The sequence below is a fragment of the Geodermatophilus sp. DF01-2 genome, assembly GCF_004571065.1.
Taxonomy (GTDB): domain Bacteria; phylum Actinomycetota; class Actinomycetes; order Mycobacteriales; family Geodermatophilaceae; genus Geodermatophilus.
Window position 1 is genome coordinate 12558 of record NZ_SPQN01000033.1, and the last position, 20115, is coordinate 32672.

Below are 20115 nucleotides of genomic sequence, written 5' to 3' on the forward strand. Positions count from 1 at the left end.
CACTCGGGGTCATCAGGCTGCTGAAGGCCCCGAGTGTGCAGATCTCGCGGGGCCGCACCCGTCGTACGGTGTGACGGTGACCACCGTGACGACGGCTCTCCCCTCGACGGCGTGGGCGGCCGAGCTGGCCGACGCCCTGGGGGCCGACAGCGTCCTGACCGACCCCGACGTCACCGCGTCCTACGCGCGCGACCAGGCGATGCTCGCCGAGGCCGGGACGCCGGCGGCGGTGGTGTTCCCGCGCAGCACCGCCGAGGTGGTTGCGGTGATGCAGGTGGCCTCGCGGCACGGGGTCCCGGTGGTGCCGCGCGGCGCGGGCTCGGGGCTGGCCGGCTCCAGCAACGCCGTCGACGGCGCGATCACCCTCGTCATGACCCGCATGGACACCGTCCTCGAGGTCTCCCCGGCCGACCGGCTGGCCGTCGTCCAGCCCGGTGTCGTGAACAAGGCACTGCGCGACGCCGTCGCCCGCGCCGGGCTGTTCTACCCGCCGGACCCGTCCAGCTACGACTGGTGCACCATCGGCGGCAACCTGTCGACCAACTCCGGTGGGCTGTGCTGCGTCAAGTACGGCGTCACCACCGACTACGTCCTCGGCCTCGAGGTCGTGCTCGCCGACGGGCGGGTGCTGCGCACCGGGCGGCGCACCGTCAAGGGCGTCGCCGGCTACGACCTGGCCCGGCTGTTCGTCGGCTCGGAGGGCACCCTCGGCGTCATCACCGAGGCCACTCTCGCGCTGCGACCAGCGCCGCAGCGGCCGGTCACCCTGGCGGCGACGTTCGCCACGACCGCGCAGACCGGCGAGGTGGTCGAGCGGGTGGTCACCTCCGGTCTGGTGCCCAGCCTGCTCGAGGTCATGGACAACACCTGCATCCGCGCCGTCGACGACCTGCTGCACGCCGACCTCGACCGCGACGCGCACGCGCTGCTGGTCGCCCAGTCCGACACCGGCGGGGAGGCGGCTGTCCGCGAGGTCGAGGCGCTGGCCCGGCTGTGCCGGGACGCCGGCGCGGACCTGGTGCACACCACCGACGACCCCGCCGAGGGCGACCTGCTGCTGCAGGCCCGCCGGGTGGCGCTGCCGGCCCTGGAGCAGCTGGGCAGCACGCTCATCGACGACGTCGCCGTCCCCCGCTCGCGGATCGCGGAGTTCCTCGACGGCTGCGACGGCGTCGCCGCCGCTCAGGGGCTGACCATCGGCGTCGTCGGCCACGCCGGCGACGGCAACATGCACCCGACGATCGTCTTCGACCCGGCCGACGCCGACCAGCGCGACCGGGCGTTCGCCGCGTTCGACGACATCCTCGGGTTGGGCCTCTCCCTCGGTGGGACGATCACCGGCGAGCACGGCGTCGGTTCGATCAAGGTCGGCTGGCTCGAGCGCGAGGTGGGCCCGGTGTCGCTGGAGGTGCACCGGTCGATCAAGGACGCGCTCGACCCGTCCGGCCTGCTCAACCCCGGCAAGGTGCTGCGGAGGCGTGACACCCTGACCCCATGAGCGCAGACCGGCTGATCGTCGTCGGGGGGGACGCCGCGGGCATGTCCGCGGCCACCGCGGCCCGGCGGCTGCGCGGCGCCTCCGACCTGGCGATCACCGTCCTCGAACAGGGCCCGGAGGTCTCCTTCTCCGCCTGCGGCATCCCCTACTGGGTCGGCGACGTGGTCGAGGACCGCGACCGGCTGATCGCCCGCACGCCGCGGGAGTTCGCGGCGCACGACATCGACGTCCGCACCAGGACCCGGGCCGAGGAGGTCGACCTCGACGCCGGCACGGTGCGCACCAGCGCCGGCGAGACCCTCGGCTTCGACCGGCTGGTGGTCGCCACCGGCGGCCGGCCGCTGCGACCGGACGTGCCGGGACTGGACGCCGCGGGCGTCCACGGGGTGCACCGGCTCGCCGACGGCGCCGGGATCCGCGCCGCGGTCGCCGCGGGAGCGCGCCGCGCGGTGGTCCTCGGCGGCGGCTACATCGGCCTGGAGATAGCCGACGTGCTGCACGCCCGCGGACTCTCGGTCACCGTCGTCCTCGCCGACGCGCTGCCCATGGCCCAGCTGGACGCCGACATGGGCGAGCGGATCTGCAAGGCGATCGGCGACCTGGGCATCGAGGTGCAGCCCGACCAGCCGGTCCGGGCGGTCGAGACCGACGCCGACGGCCGGGTGCGGGCGGTCACCACCGACGCCGGCAGCTACCCCTGCGACCTCGTCGTCCTCGGGCTGGGCATGGGCCCGGAGGTCGAGCTCGCCCGCGCCGCGGGGCTGCGGATCGGCGAGACCGGCGCGATCGAGGTCGACCGGACCCAGCGCAGTCGCTCGCACCCCGAGGTCTTCGCCGCCGGTGACTGCAGCCAGACGTTCCACCGGTTGACCGGCGAGGCGGTGCACGTCGCGCTGGGCACGCACGCCAACAAGCAGGGCCGGGTCGCGGGCTCGGTGATCGGCGGCCGGGCCGCCCGCTTCGCCGGCGTCCTGGGTACCGCGCTGACGACGATCGGACAGCTGGAGATCGGCCGGACCGGCCTGTGCAGCGGGCAGGCGGAGGCGGCCGGCTACGACTTCCGCACCGAGACGATCGAGGGGACGACGCGCGCCGGCTACTACCCCGGCGCGGAGCCGATCGCGGTGAAAATCGTCAGCGACCGCGGCTCCGGGCAGCTGCTCGGCGGTCAGGTGGTCGGCGGGCCGGGCGCCGGCAAGCGGATCGACGTCCTGGCCACCGCCATCTGGGCCGGACTGACCGCCGAGGAGTTCGCCGGGTCCGACCTCTCCTACGCGCCGCCGTTCTCCCCGGTCTACGACCCGGTGGTGGTCGCCGCGCGGGTCGCCAGCCGGGTGGAGCAGGGGTGAGCGGCACCGACGTCCGCGACGAGGACTGGTACGGCGACGACCTCTCCGGTCAGGAGCACACCGGGGTCGCCTTCAGCGGGGTGGACCTGTCCGAGACCACGGACGACGGCGCGGTCTTCACCGACTGCGTCTTCCGGGACTGCCGGTTCACCTCCTCGCAGCACACCGACGCCGCCTTCCTGAACTGCACCTTCACCGGCTGCTCGTTCGCCCAGGCGACCTTCACCGACTGCAAACTGGTCGGCAGCAGCTTCGACCGGTGCAGGTTCGACATGGTGACCGTCGAGGGCGGCGACTGGTCCTTCGTCGTCCTGCGCGGCGCGGACCTGTCCCGGGCCAGGCTCACCGGCGCGCGGATGCGCGAGGCCGACCTCACCGGGGTCACGGCGGCGGGCGCCACGCTGCGGCACCTCGACCTGTCCGGGGCGCAGCTGGCCGGCGCCGACCTCTCCGAGGCCGACCTGCGCGGCAGCGACCTGTCCGCTCTCGATCCGCGCACGGTGGAACTCGCCGGCGCGCAGGTCGACGGCGGACAGGCGGTGGTGCTGGTGACCGCCCTCGGCCTGCGGGTGGGCTGACGGCGGGTGTCGCGGGCCGCGGGCCCGGCGGGATACTGACGCGCGAACGAGCGCCGTCCCCGACGCAAAGGAGTCCCCCACATGCCCATCGCGACCCCCGAGGTCTACGCCGACATGATCGCCCGGGCCAAGGAAGGCGGCTTCGCGTACCCGGCTATCAACTGCACGTCGTCGGAGACGGTCAACGCCGCCCTGCGCGGGTTCGCCGACGCCGGCAGCGACGGCATCATCCAGTTCTCCACCGGCGGCGCGGAGTTCGCTTCCGGCACCAAGGTCAAGGACATGGTCACCGGCGCGGTGGCGCTCGCCGAGTTCGCGCACGTCGTGGCCGAGAGGTACCCGGTCAACGTCGCGCTGCACACCGACCACTGCCCCAAGGACAAGCTGGACTCCTACGTCCGCCCGCTGATCGCCTTCTCCCAGGACCGCGTGGACGCCGGCCAGGAGCCGCTCTTCCAGTCGCACATGTGGGACGGGTCGGCCGTCGAGCTCACCGAGAACCTGGAGATCGCCGAGGAGCTGATGGAGAAGTCCGCCGCCGCCAGGATCGTGCTCGAGCTGGAGATCGGCATCGTCGGCGGCGAGGAGGACGGCGTCGTCGCCGAGATCAACGAGAAGCTCTACACCGCCGACGGGGACTTCCTGCGCACGGCGCAGGCACTCGGGCTGGGCGAGCGCGGCGTCTACCTGCTCGCCGCGACCTTCGGCAACGTGCACGGCGTCTACAAGCCCGGCAACGTGAAGCTGCGGCCCGACGTGCTCGAGCGCGGGCAGGCCATCGTGGCCAAGGAGTTCAACCTCGGGGACGGCGCCAAGCCGTTCAACCTGGTGTTCCACGGCGGTTCGGGCTCGGCGCTGGAGGAAATCCGCGAGGCGCTGTCCTACGGCGTGGTGAAGATGAACGTCGACACCGACACCCAGTACGCCTTCACCCGACCCGTCGCCGGCCACATGTTCACCAACTACGACGGCGTCCTGAAGGTCGACGGCGAGGTCGGCAACAAGAAGACCTACGACCCGCGCAGCTACCTCAAGGCCGCCGAGACCAGCATGGCTGCCCGCGTCGTCGAGGCGTGCGAGGACCTGCTGTCGGCCGGCCAGTCCCAGGGCGCCTGATGGGACACCCGCACTACAACCTGCTCGGCGAGCCGCCGGCCACCCTGCTGCCGGGCCATCCGGAGGCCGACGCCGAGCTCGCGGCGGGCGACCCGCCGGCCGAGGTCGCCGCGCACCACCCGACGGTGAGCGCGGCCTGGGCGGCGCTGGCCGAGGAGGCGATCGGCCGGCCCGAGCGGGGGCTCACCGACACGATCGAGGCATACGCCTACGCCCGCACCGGCTACCACCGCGGGCTGGACGCGCTGCGCCGCAGCGGCTGGAAGGGCTACGGCCCCGTGCCGTGGTCGCACGAGCCCAACCGGGGCTTCCTGCGCTGCGTCACGGTGCTGGCCCGCGCAGCGGAGGCGATCGGCGAGACCGACGAGCAGGAGCGCTGCACCCAGCTGCTGCGCGACTGCGACCCCTCGCTGGCGCCGTGAACGACGGCGGATCCTCGGCGAGGCCGTGACCCCCGCCCGCGTCGGGCCGCCCGCGTGGTGGGCCCATGACGAGCAGCGGGCTGGGTGCACGATGTCGATCAGGTCCGCGACGGCGCCGAGGGATCTCGCCCCGTCCTGTGGAGCCACGAGACCATTGCGGCGAGCAGCAGCAGGAACGACGGCACCACGAAGACGAGACCGATCCCCAAGGCCGTGAGCAGCGACCACGAGAACGAGACCACCGCGAGGGCGGCGACGACCGCAGGAGCCAGCATCGTCCTGCTCGTGCGTTCGGCCCACAGGGCGGCGGCCGTGCACACCATCGGTATGCCGAACAAGACGAAGAAGAAGGAGCCGCTGTCCGCCCACACCCATCGCCCGTACCAGGCCGCGAAGCCGAGGACGCACAGGAGCGCGACGACGATCAGCCCTTGGGCCCGTCGTGAAGAGGACGCCATGCTCGGTCACCTCTCGAGCGGAGGTCGAACCGTTCGATGTTCTCCTCGTGCACGACCACGGGCCACCGCACCTCGAGTGACGAGGTCGACGAGGAGATCAGTTCCGGCTCGGCGGACCACGTCGTCGCTGGTCGTAGCCGATGACTCCCCGGCGCATGGCGGGCGGGCGCGATTCGCTCGATCACGAGCGGCACCCCTCGGAGTCCTCCGGTGGGCCGTCCGTCCACCGAGGACCGCCGAGTACCGAGCGGTCGGCGCGCAGCATCCGTCCGGCCTCCAGGACGACGTCGGGCCGGGCCGGCAGCAGCAGAGCATCACCCTCCGTGATGGGAGGGCGGAAGACCCGCAGTTCGGGCCAGGGATCGGTTACCGTCCGTCCCCGGCGTCCGGTCCGGACGCCCGTTCCCGGAGGTGTTGCATGGCCACGCTGCTCTGGATCCTCGCCGTCGTCCTCGTCGTCGCCGGCATCGTCGCGATCGTCCGCAAGCAGATCGTCTGGGGCATCGTGCTGATCGTGGGCCTGCTCGTCGGCCCGGGCGGGGTCAGCGTCTTCACCTGATCCCCCACGGCCCGCCTGCAGGCGGAAGGACCCCCTCCTCCCCACCGTGGAAGGACCCCGTCCTCTTCATCCCTCGCAAGCGTGGTGAGGTGCTGGAACGGCCCCTCTGCAGGGTCCCGCGCCGAGCTTGCGAGGCGTGGGGGCAGAGGGGTCCCTCATCAGGGCCGCAGCCGCCAGCGCACCCGGTCGTCGGCGTACCAGGTCCACCGGGTGACCGGCCGCGGATAGGGGACGCCGTCCCGGACGACCCGGGCCGGGTCGCAGGCGATCTGCACGGCGCGGCCGCTGCTGTGCCGTGCACGCCGCAGCGGCTGCGTCATGACGACCACGCCGAGGGTGTCCACTGCCTGCCAGTCGGGGCGGACGTCGATGCGCGTGATCAGCCCGTCGGCGACCTTCAGTGCGTCGTTGTGGGCCTGCGCACCGAGCCGGCGGGCCAGCGGGCGGCGCCGCTCGCCGCCCGCGGCCTCGACCCGCCCGTGGTGCATCAGCACCCCGCCGTGGTCGTCCCGCACCAGGCCGAACTCCCGGTCGCCGTCGCTGCCCACGCCGAGCGCGCGGGCCAGGCCGACCGAGTCGCCGTCGTCGGCCGGCTCCCACGACACCGGCACGTCGGCCGTGCGCCCGGCCTTCCACAGCGCCGTGAGCACCGCCGCGAGCGCCGGCACCGGCCCCCTGACCACGACCCCGTCCGCGTCGGCGGCCGGGGCGACGTCCCCGCGGGCCGGCGCCGTTCCCGGTTCCAGGCCGCGCAGGTCGAACTCGACGAGGGGCATGCCGTTACCCTGCCACCTGCCAGCCGGTCGACCGCCGGTGACGGAGTCCGAGGGGGACGACAGCGAGATGCCGGCAGTCGTGCTGATCGGCGCCCAGTGGGGCGACGAGGGCAAGGGCAAGGCCACGGACCTGCTCGGAGGGCGCGTGCCGTACGTGGTGCGCTACCAGGGTGGCAACAACGCCGGTCACACGGTGATCACGCCGGACGGAGAGAGGTACGCGCTGCACCTGATCCCGTCGGGGATCCTCACGCCCGGGTGCACGCCGGTCATCGGCAACGGCGTCGTCGTCGACCCCGAGGTGCTCATCGGCGAGCTCGCCGGCCTCGAGGAACGCGGCGTGGACACCTCGCGGCTGGTCATCTCGGCCGACGCGCACCTGATCATGCCGCACCACCGCGCGCTGGACCGGGTCACCGAGCGGTTCCTCGGCAAGCGCCGGATCGGCACCACCGGCCGCGGCATCGGCCCGGCCTACGGCGACAAGGTGGCCCGCACCGGCATCCGGGTGCAGGACCTGCTCGACCTGTCCATCCTCCGGCAGAAGCTCGAGGGCACGCTGGAGGAGAAGAACCAGGTCCTGGTCAAGGTCTACAACCGCAAGGCGATCGACGTCGACGAGGTGGTGACCGAATATGCCGCGTACGCCGACCAGTTGAAGCACCGCATCGCCGACACCCGGTTGCTGCTGGCCAACGCCCTCGACGCCGGCGAGTGGGTGCTGCTGGAGGGCTCGCAGGGCACGCTGCTCGACGTCGACCACGGAACGTACCCGTTCGTCACGTCGTCCAGCCCGACGGCCGGCGGTGCCGCCGCGGGCTCGGGCATCGGCCCCACCCGCATCGAGCGGGTCGTCGGCATCCTCAAGGCGTACACGACCCGCGTCGGCTCCGGGCCGTTCCCGACCGAGCTGCACGACCAGTGGGGCGAGTACCTGCGCAAGCAGGGCGGCGAGGTGGGGGTGACCACCGGCCGCGACCGCCGCTGCGGCTGGTTCGACGCCGTCGTCGCCCGCTACGCCAGCCGGGTCAACGGCATCACCGACTTCTTCCTCACCAAGCTCGACGTGCTCTCCGGCCTGGAGACGGTCCCGATCTGCGTGGCCTACGAGGTGGACGGCGTCCGGCACGGCGAGATGCCGATGACGCAGACCGACTTCCATCACGCCAGGCCCGTGTACGAGGAGCTGCCCGGCTGGTTCGAGGACATCCGGCACTGCCGCGCCTTCGACGAGCTGCCGGCCAACGCGCAGGCGTACGTCCGCCGGCTCGAGGAGCTCTCCGGCGCGCGGATCAGCGTCATCGGCGTCGGCCCCGGCCGCGACGAGAACGTCGTCCTCCACGACCTCATCGGTTGAGCGGAGTCGCTGGGTGACGGTTTCCGTCATCCAGCGACTCCGCATCAGGCGGGGACGAGCGCGGCGCGGGCGCGGACGGCGATCTCGGGGGCGTCGGTGATGAGGCCGTCGACGCCGAGGGCCAGCAGCAGCCGGGCCTCGGTCTGCATGTCGCCGGTGCCTCCCGCGGCCCCGCCGCGGCGCAGGTGCCGGGGGAGGAAGGCGTTCTCCGGGCGCAGTGTCCACGGGACGACGAGCAGCCCGGCACGGTGGGCCTGGGCGATGAGGTCGGAGACGCCGGTCAGCGCCTGGTCGGCGTCGCGCAGCAGGATGCGGTGTCGGCTGGGCGCGATGCCCTGTGCGTAGGTGCTGACCTCGCGCAGCCCGGCCGGGGTGACCAGGTGGTCGTCCGCACCGGCGTCGTCGACCAGCTGCAGCATCGTCGGCCCGCCGGGTCCGAGGTCGGCTCGCAGCTGCCGCAGGGCGGCGGCGTCGAAGGACTGCACGACCACGGTTCCGTCGGGGGTGGCCGACCCGAGGCGGCGCAGCTCGGCGGCGACGAGCTCGTTCATCGGGACGCCCGCCTCGTCGTCGAACCAGCTGGGCTTCTTCAGCTCGGCCAGCACGCGGACCTGCCGGTCGGGGATGGAGCGGCGGCGGGCGATCTCGACGACCTCGGCGAGCGTGAGGATGCCCGAGCGTCCGTCGTAGGTGGTGTTCAGCGGGCGCAGCGCCGGCATCCGCTCGACGGCGCGCAGCGTGCGCAGCTCGGCGAGGGTGAAGTCCTCGGTGAACCAGCCGGTGCGCTCCCGGCCGTCGACGACGCGGGTGGTCCGCCGGGCGGCGAACTCCGGCCGGCCGGCGACGTCGGTCGTGTGGGAGAGCTCGTTCTCGTGCCGGACGACGAGGGCGCCGTCGCGGCTGACCACGACGTCGGGCTCGATGAGGTCGGCGCCGAGGTCGACGGCCAGCTCGAAGCCGGCGGCGGTGTGCTCGGGGCGGTACGCCGAGGCCCCGCGGTGGCCCACCACGACGGGGCGGGACGGACGCCGAGGAGCGAGTGCGGCCGGCGTCTCGGTCGCGTGCATGTCCTCTAGAACACCCGAGGAAGGTGTCGGGATGCTGAATGCGCGCCGTCGGCCGGGTCACAGGATGGCGCGCGACGCGCTGACCTGCGCGGGACCATCCGGGGCGTGACGGATCTCTCACTCCTGGGCTGGACGACGGACCGGGACGCGGGGCTGCCCGCAGGCTGCCGGGCGGGCCGGGTCGCGCAGGTCGACCGCGGGTGGCTGTGAGAGGACCCCGTCCTACCCAGCCCTCGCAGGCTCGCGGTGAGCCGCTGGACGGGGCCTGCCCTGGACGGGGCCGACCAGGGATGCGGCGCGGTGGCCCTGCGCGGCGAGCTGGCGGTGGCGGTGCTACCCCGGCGGACGGCGTTCACCCGGGTCGTGGCCGGCCGGTCGTCGGCCGAGCAGGTGGTTGCCGAGAACCTCGAGGTCGTGCTCGTGGTCGACGCGCTCACCACCGCCCCGCGGCTGCACCGGGTCGAGCGCTACCTGGCCGTCGCCCGGGCAGCGGTGCGACGCCGGTCGTCGTCCTCACCAAGGCCGACCTGTGCGACGACGTCCCCGCGGCGCTGTTGGCGGTGGCCGAGGACGCCGTGGGCGTCGACGTCCTGCCGGTCAGCTCGGTGACGGGGGAGGGGCTGGACGCCGTCCGGGCGCTGCTCGGCCCCCGGGGCGGACGGCGGCCATGGTCGGCCCGTCCGGCGTCAGCACGTCCAGCCTGGCCAACGCGCCGGCCGGGACGGCCGTGGCGGCCACCCGCGAGACCCGCGACGGCGACGGCCGCGGCCGGCACACCACGACCGCGCGCGAGCTGCACCCGCCGCCCGACGGCGGCCTGCTCGTCGACACCCCCGGCATGCGCGAGCTCGGGCCGAGGCACACCGTCAGGCCCTGCGCTCCGACGCCCGCGCCCGGGCCGCCGAGCACGCTCGCGCCCGTGCCTTCGCCCGCGCCGTACGGTCCCGGCCGAACCGGCTGCGCTGACCCGACGTCGGTAGGGTCGCCGTCCGTGCGCGTGCTCGTCATCGGCTCCGGTGCCCGGGAGCACGCCCTGTGCGTCGCTCTGCACGACGACCCCGCGGTGACCGCGCTGGCCTGCGCCCCGGGCAACGCCGGCACCCGGGCGATCGCCGAGCCGGCGTCCGTCGATGCCACTGACCCGGTGGCCGTCGCGGCGCTGGCCTCCGGCTGGGCCGCCGACCTGGTGGTCATCGGCCCGGAGGTGCCGCTGGTCGCCGGGGCCGCCGACGCCGTCCGCGACGCCGGCATCGCCTGCTTCGGCCCGTCGGCGCAGGCCGCGCAGATCGAGGGCAGCAAGTCCTTCGCCAAGCACGTGATGGCCGCCGCCGGCGTCCCGACCGCCCGGTCCTGGCCGGTCGGGGGCGTCGCCGAGCTGGAGACCGCGCTCGACGAGGCCGGCGCTCCGTACGTCGTGAAGGACGACGGCCTGGCCGCCGGCAAGGGCGTCGTCGTCACGACCGACCGGGACGCCGCCGTGGCGCACGGGCACCGCGTGATCGAGGCCGGAAGGGCGGTGCTGGTCGAGGAGTACCTCGACGGCCCGGAGGTCTCCCTGTTCGCCGTCACCGACGGGACGACGGTGCTGCCGCTGGTGCCCGCGCAGGACGCCAAGCGCCGCGACGACGGCGACGGCGGGCCCAACACCGGCGGCATGGGGGCCTACACCCCACTGCCCTGGGCCCCGCCCGGCCTGGTCGACGAGGTGCTGGCCACCGTGCTGCAGCCGACCGTCGAGGAGATGGCCCGCCGGGGGGAGCCGTTCGCCGGGCTGCTCTACGCCGGTCTGGCGCTCACCTCCCGTGGCCCGCGGGTGGTGGAGTTCAACGCCCGCTTCGGCGACCCGGAGACCCAGGTGGTGCTGCCGCTGCTGGAGACCCCGCTGGCCGGCCTGCTGCACGCCGCGGCCACCGGCACGCTCGCCGGCCACCCTCCGCTGCGCTGGCGGCCCGGCGCGGCGGTCACCGTCGTCGTCGCCGCGCCCGGCTACCCCGAGCGGCCGCGGACCGGCGACCCGGTCACCGGCGCCGACGGCGAGGGCGTGCTGCACGCGGGCACCACCGTGGACGCCGACGGGACGGTCCGCTCCTCGGGCGGCCGGGTGCTCGCGGTGACCGCCGTCGGGAACGACCTCGCCGCGGCCCGGCAGCGGGTCTACGAGCGGGTCGCCGGGGTGCGGCTGGCCGACGCGCACTGGCGCACCGACATCGCGCTGGCGGCGGTGGAGGGGCGGATCACCGTCGGGTGAGGAGGGAACCCCTCCTCCCGCCCCTCGCGAGCTGGGGGCGATGCCCGGGAGGGGGCCGAAGGCGGTCGTCGGCCGTGCCGGCGCTGCGGGAGACTGGACCCGTGGTCCGACGAGGGGACGAGCTGTGATCGAGCGGTACACCCTGCCCGAGATGGGGCGGGTCTGGAGCGACCAGCACAAGTACGAGCTGTGGTGCCGGGTCGAGACCCTCGTCCTCGAGGTGCACGCCGCGGCCGGCCGGGTGCCCGCCGACGTCGTCGAGCCGGTGCGCAACGCCCCGCCGCCCACGCCTGCGCGGGTCGCCGAGATCGAGGAGACGACGCAGCACGACGTCATCGCCTTCCTCACCGCCTGGGCCGACAACACCGAGCCCCGGTCGGCCGCCGCCTACGTGCACCACGGCATGACGTCGTCCGACCTGCTCGACACCGCGCTCGCCGTCCAGCTCACGGAGGCGACCGACCTGCTGCTGGCCCGGCTCGACCGGCTGGTGGCGGTGCTGCGCGACCACGCCCTGGCCCATCGCGACACGATCAAGGTCGGCCGCACCCACGGCGTGCACGCCGAGCCCGACGTGTGGGGTCACCGGGTCGCCGATGTCGCCTTCGCCGCGGCCCGGTCGCGGGACCGGCTGCGGGCGGCACGCGAGCGGGTCGGCGTCGTCGCCATCTCCGGGGCGGTCGGCACGTACTCGCTCATCGATCCCTCGGTCGAGGTCGCCGTCGCCGAGGCGCTGGGCCTGCGGCCGGCCGACGCCTCCACCCAGGTGGTCATCCGCGACTCGGTCAGCGAGTGGGTCGCCTGCCTGGCGATCATCGCGACGGTCTGCGAGACCGTGGCGCTGGAGGTGCGGCACGGCCAGCGCACCGAGGTGCGGGAGCTCTCCGAGGCGTTCGGCTCGGGCCAGAAGGGCTCGAGCGCGATGCCGCACAAGAAGAACCCGATCCGCTCCGAGCGGATCGCCGGCCTGGCCCGCGTGGTGCGCGCCGCCGTCGTCCCGGTGATGGAGGGCATCCCGCTCTGGCACGAGCGCGACATCTCGCACTCCTCCACCGAGCGGGTGTTCCTGCCCGACGCCGCGGTCACCACCGACTACCTGCTCCACCTGACCACCGGGCTGGTGGAGAACCTCGTGGTGGACGCCGACCGGATGCGGGCCAACCTCGAGTCCACCGGCGGGCTCATCTACACCTCCTCGGTGCTGCTCGAGCTGGTCGAGGGCGGGGCCTCGCGGGAGGACGCGTACGCGCTGGTGCAGTCGGCGGCGATGGAGACCTGGAACAGCGGGACGCCGTTCCGCGAGACGCTGCGGAAGCGGGCGGCCGACTCCGGTGCGGAGCTGGACGAGGCGCGGCTGGACGAGATCTGCCGGCCCGAGCGGTACGTGGCGAACCTGGGGCCGCTGTTCGACCGGCTGGCTGCCCTGTCGTGATCGATCTGCCGCTGGTAGCGCGCGGGAAGGTCCGCGAGGCCTACGACGCCGGCGACGACCGGCTGCTGCTGGTCGCCTCCGACCGGATCTCCGCCTACGACTCCGTGCTGCCCACGCCGATCCCCGACAAGGGGCGGGTGCTCACCCAGCTGTCGGTGTGGTGGTTCGACCAGCTGGCGCCGGTGCTGTCGGACTTCGGAGCGACGCACCACCTGGTGTCGGCGTCCGACGTCCCGCCGTCCGTGGCCGGTCGGGCGATCCTGGTCCGCCGGCTGGAGATGCTGCCGGTCGAGTGCGTCGCCCGGGGCTACCTGTCCGGGTCCGGCACGGTCGAGTACCAGCGCACCGGGTCGATCCGCGACGTCCCGCTGCCGGCCGGGCTGGTCGAGGGCTCGCGGCTGCCCGAGCCGGTGTTCACGCCGTCCACCAAGGCCGAGCAGGGCGCGCACGACGAGGCGATCTCCTTCGCCCGGGTGGTGGAGCTGGTCGGTGCCGAGCGGGCGGACGAGCTCCGCGAGCTGACCCTGGCGCTGTACCGGCGGGGTGCGGAGATCGCCCACGACGCCGGGATCGTGCTGGCCGACACCAAGTTCGAGTTCGGGGTCGACGCCTCCGGCCTCGTCCTCGGCGACGAGGTGCTCACCCCGGACTCCTCGCGCTTCTGGCCGGCCACGCTGTGGTCGCCCGGCGACGTGCAGCCCTCGTTCGACAAGCAGTACGTGCGCGACTGGCTGACGGCGTCCGGCTGGGATCGGGTGTCCCCGCCGCCGGAGCTGCCCGCCGACGTGGTCGCGGCGACCCGCGAGCGCTACGTCACCGCCTACGAGCGCCTCACCGGCCGCTCCTTCACCTGATCCCCGCGCCGAGCGCTGCGAACTCGTGGCCATCACGGCCTGATCGCCACGAGTTCGCAGCACTCGACGGACCTGTGGACGACGCCAGCGAGCCGACGCCGTTCCGGGGCAGGCTCCGCCGGTGCCCACGCCTCCGGTCCCGCCCCGTGTCACCCGGCCCACCGACCGGCGCCGAGCGCGCCGGGAGGGGGTGAGCGACTGGCACCTGCGGCACCGTGGGGTGGTCCGCATGTCGCGCGACACCTATCTGCCGCGGGCGTCCGTGGACGATGTCCGGTCCCGCGTGGCCGCCGTGCTCCTCGGCGCCCCTGCGTCGGCCGTCGTCAGCCACCTGACCGCGGCCTCTCTGTGGGGCTTCGAGGTGCCGCTCGTCCGGAACGACCCCCGGGTCCACCTGACTGTGCCGCCGGGGGTGGGCATCCGGCACCGCGCCGACCGGCGGGTGCACCGGGCCGCGCTGGCCGACTGGCAGATCGCTCGCCGGGCCGGGTTCCGGGTCACCTCGCCGGGGCGCACGTGGCTCGACCTGGCGGCCTCCCTCCCGCCGGCGGCCCTGCTGGCGGCCACCGACCAGATGCTGGCCCGCCGGTATCCGCGGGTGGCGTTCGAGCGGCTGCTGGAGGCCCGGCGTGGCGCCCGCGGTGTCCGTACGGCCCGACGGGTGCTCCCGGTGGCGGACCGGCGGGCGGGGTCGCCGATGGAGTCCGTGCTCCGCTGGTTCGTCCACGAGGCCGGGCTCCCCGCGCCGGACCTGCAGTACGTGGTGCGGGACGCCGCGGGCGCCTTCCTCGGGAAGGTGGACATGGCCTGGCCGGAGCAGCGGGTGCTGGTGGAGTTCGACGGCGACGTCCACCGAGAGCGGCGCGTCTTCGTCGAGGACGTCCGGCGGCAGAACGGCCTCGTGCTCACCGGCTGGACCGTTCTCCGGTTCACCTCGGCTGACGTGCTGGGGCGCCCCGAGCGGGTGCTGGAGGTGCTCCGGACGGCGCTGGCCGCCGGCTGAGGACACCGAGTGCTGCGAACTCGTGGCCATCACGGCCTGATCGCCACGACTTCGCAGCGTTCGACGTCGCCGAGGAGGGCAGCCGCGCGCGGGGAGTGGGCCGTGCCAGCCCGGTACCCTCGTCCGCGTGCCCCGGGTGGTCGTCGACGTCGTGCTGAAGCCGGAGATCTCCGACCCCCAGGGGCAGGCGGTGCTGGGGGCGCTGGGCCGGCTCGGCCACGACAGCGTCCGCAGCGTGCGCCAGGGCAAGCACTTCGTCCTCGAGGTCGACGGCACCCCCGACGCGGCCGAGCTGAAGCAGATCGCCGAGACGCTGCTGGCCAACCCGGTCATCGAGGACGTCGAGCTCCACCTCCCGACCGACTGAGGAGAACCCCCTCCGTGCGCATCGGTGTCATCACCTTTCCGGGCTCCCTCGACGACGTCGATGCCGCACGCGCGGTCCGGCTGGCCGGGGCCGAGCCGGTCGCGCTCTGGCACGCGTCGCACGATCTCGAGGACGTCGATGCCGTCGTCCTGCCCGGTGGCTTCTCCTACGGCGACTACCTGCGGGCCGGCGCCATCGCCGCCCGCGCGCCCCTGGTGCAGGACGTCGTCGACCGGGCACGCCAGGGCATGCCGGTGCTGGGCATCTGCAACGGCTTCCAGGTGCTGTGCGAGGCGGGCCTGCTGCCCGGTGCGCTCACCCGCAACGGCCACCTGCACTTCCGCAACCGCGACCAGGCGCTGCGCATCGAGCGCGCCGACACCGCGTGGACGGCGAGCTACGAGGCCAGGCAGCGGATCGTCGTCCCCGTGAAGAACGGCGAGGGCCGCTACGTCGCCGCGCCGGCGGACCTCGACCGCATCGAGGGCGAGGGCCGGGTCGCCGTCCGCTACGTGGAGGGCAACCCCAACGGCTCGATGCGCGACATCGCCGGGGTGACCAGCGAGGACGGCCGCGTCGTCGGGCTCATGCCGCATCCGGAGCACGCCGTCGAGGACCTCACCGGGCCGAGCACCGACGGGCTGGGCTTCTTCACCTCGATCCTCGAGGCAGCTGTGAGTGCATGATCGACACCGTCGAGCACGCCGCGAAGACCCCTGACGAGGCGCAGCCCTACAGCGAGCTGGGCCTCGAGTCGGACGAGTACCACCGCATCCGCGACATCCTCGGCCGCCGGCCGACCACCGCCGAGCTGGCGATGTACTCGGTCATGTGGAGCGAGCACTGCTCCTACAAGTCGTCGAAGGTGCACCTCCGCCGGTTCGGCGACCTGCCGCGCAGCGAGGCGCTGCTGGTCGGCATCGGCGAGAACGCCGGCGTGGTCGACGTCGGCGACGGCTACGCGGTCACCTTCAAGGTCGAGTCGCACAACCATCCCAGCTACGTCGAGCCCTACCAGGGCGCGGCCACCGGGGTCGGCGGCATCGTCCGCGACATCCTCACCATGGGCGCCCGCCCGGTCGCGGTCATGGACTCCCTCCGCTTCGGCCGCGCCGATGCCCCCGACACCGCCCGCGTACTGCCCGGCGTCGTCGCCGGCGTCGGCGGCTACGGCAACTGCCTGGGCCTGCCCAACATCGGCGGCGAGCTGCTCTTCGACGAGTGCTACGCCGGCAACCCGCTGGTCAACGCGCTGTGCGTCGGCGTGATGCGGCACGAGGACGTCCACCTGGCCAAGGCCGAGGGCGTCGGCAACAAGGTGGTCCTCTTCGGCGCCCGCACCGGCGGCGACGGGATCGGCGGGGTGTCGGTCCTCGCCTCCGAGACCTTCGACGACGCCGGAGGCCCGGCCAAGCGGCCCAGTGTGCAGGTGGGCGACCCGTTCACCGAGAAGCTGCTCATCGAGGCCTGCCTCGAGCTCTTCGGCCAGGACCTGGTCACCGGCATCCAGGACCTCGGCGGCGCCGGGCTGTCCTGTGCCACCTCCGAGCTGGCCAGCGCGGGCGCCGGCGGCATGCACGTCGACCTCGATCGCGTCCCGCTGCGCGACTCCACGCTCACCCCGGCCGAGATCCTGATGAGCGAGTCGCAGGAGCGCATGTGCGCGATCGTCGAGCCGGACAAGGTCGAGCGCTTCCTCGCCGTCTGCGCGAAGTGGGACGTGCTGGCCACCGTCATCGGGGAGGTCACCGACGGCGACCGGCTCACCGTCGACTGGCACGGCGAGCGCATCGTCGACGTCCCCCCGCGCACGGTCGCCCACGAGGGCCCGGTCTACGACCGGCCGATGCAGCGCCCGGCCGACCTCGACGACCTCCAGGCCGACGACCCGGTGCGGCTGCCCCGGCCCAGGACGCCGGAGGAGCTGGCCGCGCACTGGCTGGCCGTCGTCGCCAGCCCGGACGGCGCGGACAAGACCTGGGTCACCGAGCAGTACGACCGCTACGTCCGGGGCAACACCGTGCTCGCGCAGCCGGACGACGCCGGCGTCGTCCGCATCGACGAGGCGACCTCCCGCGGCATCGCGCTCGCCCTCGACGGCAACGCCCGCTACGCCCGGCTCGACCCGTACGCCGGGGCGCAGCTCAACCTCGCCGAGGCTTACCGCAACGTCGCCGTCTCGGGTGCGCGGCCGCTCGCGGTCACCAACTGCCTGAACTTCGGCTCCCCCGAGGAGCCCGAGGTCATGTGGCAGTTCGCCGAGGCCGTGCGCGGGCTGGCCGACGCCTGCCGCGATCTGGGCCTGCCGGTCACCGGCGGCAACGTGAGCCTCTACAACCAGACCGGCGACGTCGCCATCAACCCGACGCCGGTCATCGGCGTTCTCGGGGTGCACGACGACGTCCGGAGGCGGGTGCCCACCGGCTGGCGGACGGCCGGGGAGACCGTGCTGCTGCTCGGCGTCACCCGCTCCGAGTTCGGCGGTTGCGCGTGGGCGTCGGTGGTGCACGGCCACCTCGGCGGTCGGCCGCCGGCGGTCGACCTCGAGGCGGAGCGGAAGCTGGGCGAGCTGCTCGCCGCGCTCGGTCGCGAGGGACTGGTCACCTCCGCGCACGACCTGGCCGACGGCGGCCTGGCCCAGACGCTGGCCGAGTCGGCGCTGCGCCACGGCCTCGGTGCCCGGCTGGACCTGCCGGGCGACGCGTTCACCGCACTGTTCAGCGAGTCGGCCGCGCGCGCCGTGATCACGACGACCGACCCCGGCGGGGTCAAGACGACGGCACGGTGGGCCGGGGTGGCGGTCACCGAGTTGGGCGTCACCGGTGGTGACGTGCTCGCGGTCGACGGCGTCGCCGACCTCCCGCTGGCCGAGGTGCGGGCCGCCTGGACCGCCACCCTGCCGGCGCTGTTCGGCACCCCGGAGGCGACCGTGGGCGCCGTCCCCGCGGGGACCGTCCCGACCAGCTGATGCCGGCCGCTCCCATCCCCGCCGAGGACCTGCGGGCCGCGGTCGAGCCGGTACGGGCCTGGCTGGCCGGGGAGGCCCAGCAGCCGCCGCGTGCCGCGCTGGGTACGGCGGTGAAGACGACGGCGCGCTGGCTGGCCCAGCAGGTGCCCGGCCGGTCGGTCGAGCTGCGCGTGCCCCCGCACGTCGCCGTCCAGCTGGTGCCGGGGCCGCGGCACACCCGTGGGACGCCGCCGAACGTCGTCGAGACCGACGCCGCCACCTGGCTGCGGCTGGCGACCGGGCAGCTGCGGTGGGACGACGCCGTCGCGGAGGGGCGGGTCAGCGCCAGCGGCAACCGCGCCGACCTCTCCGCCCACCTGCCGCTCTCGCCGCTGCGCCGCGGCACCTGACGGGTCCGGTAGGACCACGAACGACGCAGCGCGCCCCCGTCCGGACGTCGGACGGGGGCGCGCTCTCGTCGGTGCAGGCTTCGCTCAGCCCTCGGTGAACAGCGGGATCGCGGCGATCACGGTGTTGTAGAGGCCGTACAGCAACGGGATGCCGACCAGCAGCCAGGCGAAGACGATCAACGCCATGGGCGTGTGCACGGGCGGGCGGCCTTCGGTCTCCAGGGTGCTCATCGGGTCAGGCTCCGATCTCCGGTCGTGGACGCCGCGGTCGGGCGGTCGGTCTCCTTGGGCTCGAACCACTTGCTGGCCACCGGCTTGATCATCAGGTTCGCGACGAACCCGATGACCAGCAGGCCGACCATGATGAACAGCGCCGGCCGGTAGTTCGCCGCGACCAGTTCGCCGGGGGTGCCCTGGGTGTCCAGGACGCCGTTGATGATCAGCGGGCCGGCGATGCCGGCGGCCGCCCAGGCGGTCAGCAGCCGGCCGTGGATGGCGCCGACCTGGTAGGTGCCGAACAGGTCGCGCAGGTAGGCCGGCACCGTGGCGAAGCCACCTCCGTAGAAGCTGATGATCACCGCGGCGAGCAGCACGAACAGCCAGGTGGCACTGCTGCCGACGGTGGCCAGCAGGACGTAGAGGACCGCGCCGACGCCCAGGTAGACCATGTAGATCGGCTTGCGGCCGATGTAGTCCGACGTCGAGGACCACACGAACCGGCCGCCCATGTTGAACAGCGAGAGCAGCCCGACGAACCCGGCCGCGGCGGCCGCGGCGACCGCGGAGACCTCGCCGTCCCGGAAGAAGTCCTGGATCATCGGCGCGGCCTGCTCGAGGATGCCGATGCCCGCGGTCACGTTGCAGAACAGCACCGTCCACAACAGCCAGAACTGCGGCGTCCTGATCGCGTTGTTGGCCGAGACGTTCTCGGTGGTGACCAGCGCCTTCTGCTTGACCGTGGCGGGGTCGAAGCCGTGCGGCCGCCAGTCCGGCGCCGGCACCCGGATGATGAAGGCGCCGAACATCATGAAGACCAGGTAGACCAGGCCCAGGGTCAGGAACAGCATCGCGACCGCGTTGCCGTCGGGCACCGTGCCGACGGTGCCGTCGTAGTCCGGGTCGTACCAGTTCAGCAGCTGCCGGGACAGCGGCGAGGCGATGAGCGCTCCGCCACCGAAGCCCATGATCGCCATGCCGGTGGCCAGGCCCGGCCGGTCGGGGAACCACTTGATCAGCGTGGAGACCGGCGAGATGTAGCCGATGCCCAGTCCGATGCCGCCGAGGACGCCGTAGCCCAGGTACAGCAGCCACAGCTGCCCGGTGGCGATGCCCAGGGAGCCGACGAGGAAGCCGGACACCCAGAACACGGCCGAGGTGAACATCGCCGCCCGGGGGCCGTTCTTGTCGACCCAGGTGCCGAAGAGGGCGGCGGAGACGCCGAGCATGACGATCGCGAGCGAGAAGATGATCCCGATCGCGGTGAGGCTCGCGTCGAAGTGCTCGACCAGCGCCGTCTTGTACACGCTGGTGGCGTACGCCTGCCCGATGGAGAGATGGACGGCGAGCGCGGCCGGCGGGATCAACCAGCGGTTGAAGCCGGGGCGGGCCACGATGCGTTCCCGGGCCAGGAAACTCGGTACTGCCACGGATGGACCTCCGGTGACGATGATCGGG

At 73.7% G+C, this 20115-nt stretch carries 21 protein-coding genes and 1 pseudogene; 17 read left to right on the forward strand and 5 right to left on the reverse strand.

From position 1 onward, the window contains the following. Positions 1-76: 76 nt before the first annotated feature. From E4P41_RS10750 to E4P41_RS10770, 5 genes are all read left to right on the forward strand, one after another. Positions 77-1498, forward strand: a complete 1422-nt coding sequence (locus E4P41_RS10750; RefSeq protein WP_245177263.1) for an FAD-linked oxidase C-terminal domain-containing protein — start codon at positions 77-79, stop codon at positions 1496-1498. Further along, entirely contained in the window at positions 1495-2847 is a 1353-nt protein-coding gene (locus E4P41_RS10755; protein ID WP_135141251.1) for an FAD-dependent oxidoreductase, read from the forward strand. Before E4P41_RS10750 ends, E4P41_RS10755 begins: the two co-directional genes overlap by 4 nt. Then, the gene (locus E4P41_RS10760) at positions 2844-3425 is read left to right on the forward strand and encodes a pentapeptide repeat-containing protein (RefSeq protein ID WP_135141252.1); all 582 of its coding nucleotides are present in this window, start codon (positions 2844-2846) and stop codon (positions 3423-3425) included. Before E4P41_RS10755 ends, E4P41_RS10760 begins: the two co-directional genes overlap by 4 nt. 81 nt (positions 3426-3506) lie before the next feature. Continuing rightward, positions 3507-4541, forward strand: coding sequence for a class II fructose-bisphosphate aldolase (gene fbaA, locus E4P41_RS10765; protein ID WP_135141253.1), 1035 nt, complete (start codon positions 3507-3509; stop codon positions 4539-4541). Continuing rightward, entirely contained in the window at positions 4541-4963 is a 423-nt protein-coding gene (locus tag E4P41_RS10770; protein WP_135141254.1) for a DUF3151 domain-containing protein, read from the forward strand. The genes fbaA and E4P41_RS10770 overlap by 1 nt, the downstream gene beginning before the upstream one ends. Positions 4964-5061: 98 nt before the next feature. Here the strand turns inward: E4P41_RS10770 and E4P41_RS10775 are convergent, their stop codons facing one another. Beyond that, positions 5062-5421 carry a hypothetical protein gene (locus tag E4P41_RS10775; RefSeq protein WP_135141255.1) on the reverse strand — a complete coding sequence of 120 codons (360 nt, stop codon included), beginning with the start codon at positions 5419-5421 and terminating at the stop codon, positions 5062-5064. A gap of 418 nt (positions 5422-5839) precedes the next feature. Here E4P41_RS10775 and E4P41_RS22110 point away from each other — a divergent pair, with 418 nt between their 5' ends. After that, a complete protein-coding gene (locus E4P41_RS22110) occupies positions 5840-5980 on the forward strand; it encodes a GPGG-motif small membrane protein (RefSeq protein WP_167761030.1) in 141 nt (46 codons plus the stop codon). A gap of 158 nt (positions 5981-6138) precedes the next feature. Here the strand turns inward: E4P41_RS22110 and E4P41_RS10780 are convergent, their stop codons facing one another. Then, positions 6139-6756: a hypothetical protein gene (locus E4P41_RS10780; protein WP_135141256.1), complete on the reverse strand. Its 618-nt coding sequence runs from the start codon at positions 6754-6756 to the stop codon at positions 6139-6141. A 67-nt stretch (positions 6757-6823) separates the two neighbouring features. On the opposite strand from E4P41_RS10780, the gene E4P41_RS10785 reads away from it, so the two are divergent. Further along, positions 6824-8113: an adenylosuccinate synthase gene (locus tag E4P41_RS10785; RefSeq protein ID WP_135141275.1), complete on the forward strand. Its 1290-nt coding sequence runs from the start codon at positions 6824-6826 to the stop codon at positions 8111-8113. A 44-nt stretch (positions 8114-8157) separates the two neighbouring features. Here E4P41_RS10785 and E4P41_RS10790 read toward each other — a convergent pair whose 3' ends face one another. After that, complete coding sequence (locus E4P41_RS10790) at positions 8158-9180, reverse strand: glycerophosphodiester phosphodiesterase family protein (protein WP_135141257.1); 1023 nt, start codon at positions 9178-9180, stop codon at positions 8158-8160. 246 nt (positions 9181-9426) lie between these two features. Between E4P41_RS10790 and E4P41_RS23180 the strand changes: the two genes are divergently transcribed. The 10 genes and pseudogenes from E4P41_RS23180 (at position 9427) to E4P41_RS10835 (ending at position 18441) form a co-directional block, all read left to right on the forward strand. Further along, the gene (locus E4P41_RS23180) at positions 9427-9789 is read left to right on the forward strand and encodes a hypothetical protein (protein ID WP_245177265.1); all 363 of its coding nucleotides are present in this window, start codon (positions 9427-9429) and stop codon (positions 9787-9789) included. Positions 9790-9847: 58 nt separating this feature from the next. Continuing rightward, positions 9848-9973, forward strand: a pseudogene (rsgA, locus tag E4P41_RS23185) (GTPase RsgA); the annotation flags it as partial. Positions 9974-10171: 198 nt separating this feature from the next. Beyond that, positions 10172-11428, forward strand: coding sequence for a phosphoribosylamine--glycine ligase (gene purD, locus E4P41_RS10800; RefSeq protein ID WP_135141258.1), 1257 nt, complete (start codon positions 10172-10174; stop codon positions 11426-11428). Positions 11429-11552: 124 nt separating this feature from the next. Next, positions 11553-12860, forward strand: coding sequence for an adenylosuccinate lyase (gene purB / locus E4P41_RS10805; RefSeq protein ID WP_135141259.1), 1308 nt, complete (start codon positions 11553-11555; stop codon positions 12858-12860). Continuing rightward, positions 12860-13714 (forward strand): phosphoribosylaminoimidazolesuccinocarboxamide synthase, encoded by an 855-nt coding sequence (locus E4P41_RS10810; protein WP_348536482.1) that lies wholly within the window; start codon positions 12860-12862, stop codon positions 13712-13714. Before purB ends, E4P41_RS10810 begins: the two co-directional genes overlap by 1 nt. Positions 13715-13904: 190 nt before the next feature. Continuing rightward, positions 13905-14717 carry a DUF559 domain-containing protein gene (locus E4P41_RS10815; protein WP_135141261.1) on the forward strand — a complete coding sequence of 271 codons (813 nt, stop codon included), beginning with the start codon at positions 13905-13907 and terminating at the stop codon, positions 14715-14717. 127 nt (positions 14718-14844) lie between these two features. Then, complete coding sequence (purS, locus tag E4P41_RS10820; RefSeq protein WP_135141262.1) at positions 14845-15084, forward strand: phosphoribosylformylglycinamidine synthase subunit PurS; 240 nt, start codon at positions 14845-14847, stop codon at positions 15082-15084. A gap of 14 nt (positions 15085-15098) precedes the next feature. Further along, positions 15099-15770: a phosphoribosylformylglycinamidine synthase subunit PurQ gene (gene purQ, locus E4P41_RS10825; RefSeq protein ID WP_209307653.1), complete on the forward strand. Its 672-nt coding sequence runs from the start codon at positions 15099-15101 to the stop codon at positions 15768-15770. Then, positions 15767-18052, forward strand: a complete 2286-nt coding sequence (gene purL, locus E4P41_RS10830) for a phosphoribosylformylglycinamidine synthase subunit PurL (RefSeq protein WP_135141263.1) — start codon at positions 15767-15769, stop codon at positions 18050-18052. The genes purQ and purL overlap by 4 nt, the downstream gene beginning before the upstream one ends. Beyond that, a complete protein-coding gene (locus E4P41_RS10835) occupies positions 18052-18441 on the forward strand; it encodes a sterol carrier family protein (RefSeq protein WP_135141264.1) in 390 nt (129 codons plus the stop codon). Before purL ends, E4P41_RS10835 begins: the two co-directional genes overlap by 1 nt. An 84-nt stretch (positions 18442-18525) precedes the next feature. Here E4P41_RS10835 and E4P41_RS22115 read toward each other — a convergent pair whose 3' ends face one another. Further along, complete coding sequence (locus E4P41_RS22115; protein WP_167761031.1) at positions 18526-18672, reverse strand: hypothetical protein; 147 nt, start codon at positions 18670-18672, stop codon at positions 18526-18528. Next, on the reverse strand, positions 18669-20087 hold the full coding sequence (locus tag E4P41_RS10840) for an OFA family MFS transporter (RefSeq protein ID WP_135141265.1): 1419 nt from the start codon (positions 20085-20087) through the stop codon (positions 18669-18671). Before E4P41_RS10840 ends, E4P41_RS22115 begins: the two co-directional genes overlap by 4 nt. Positions 20088-20115: the final 28 nt, after the last annotated feature.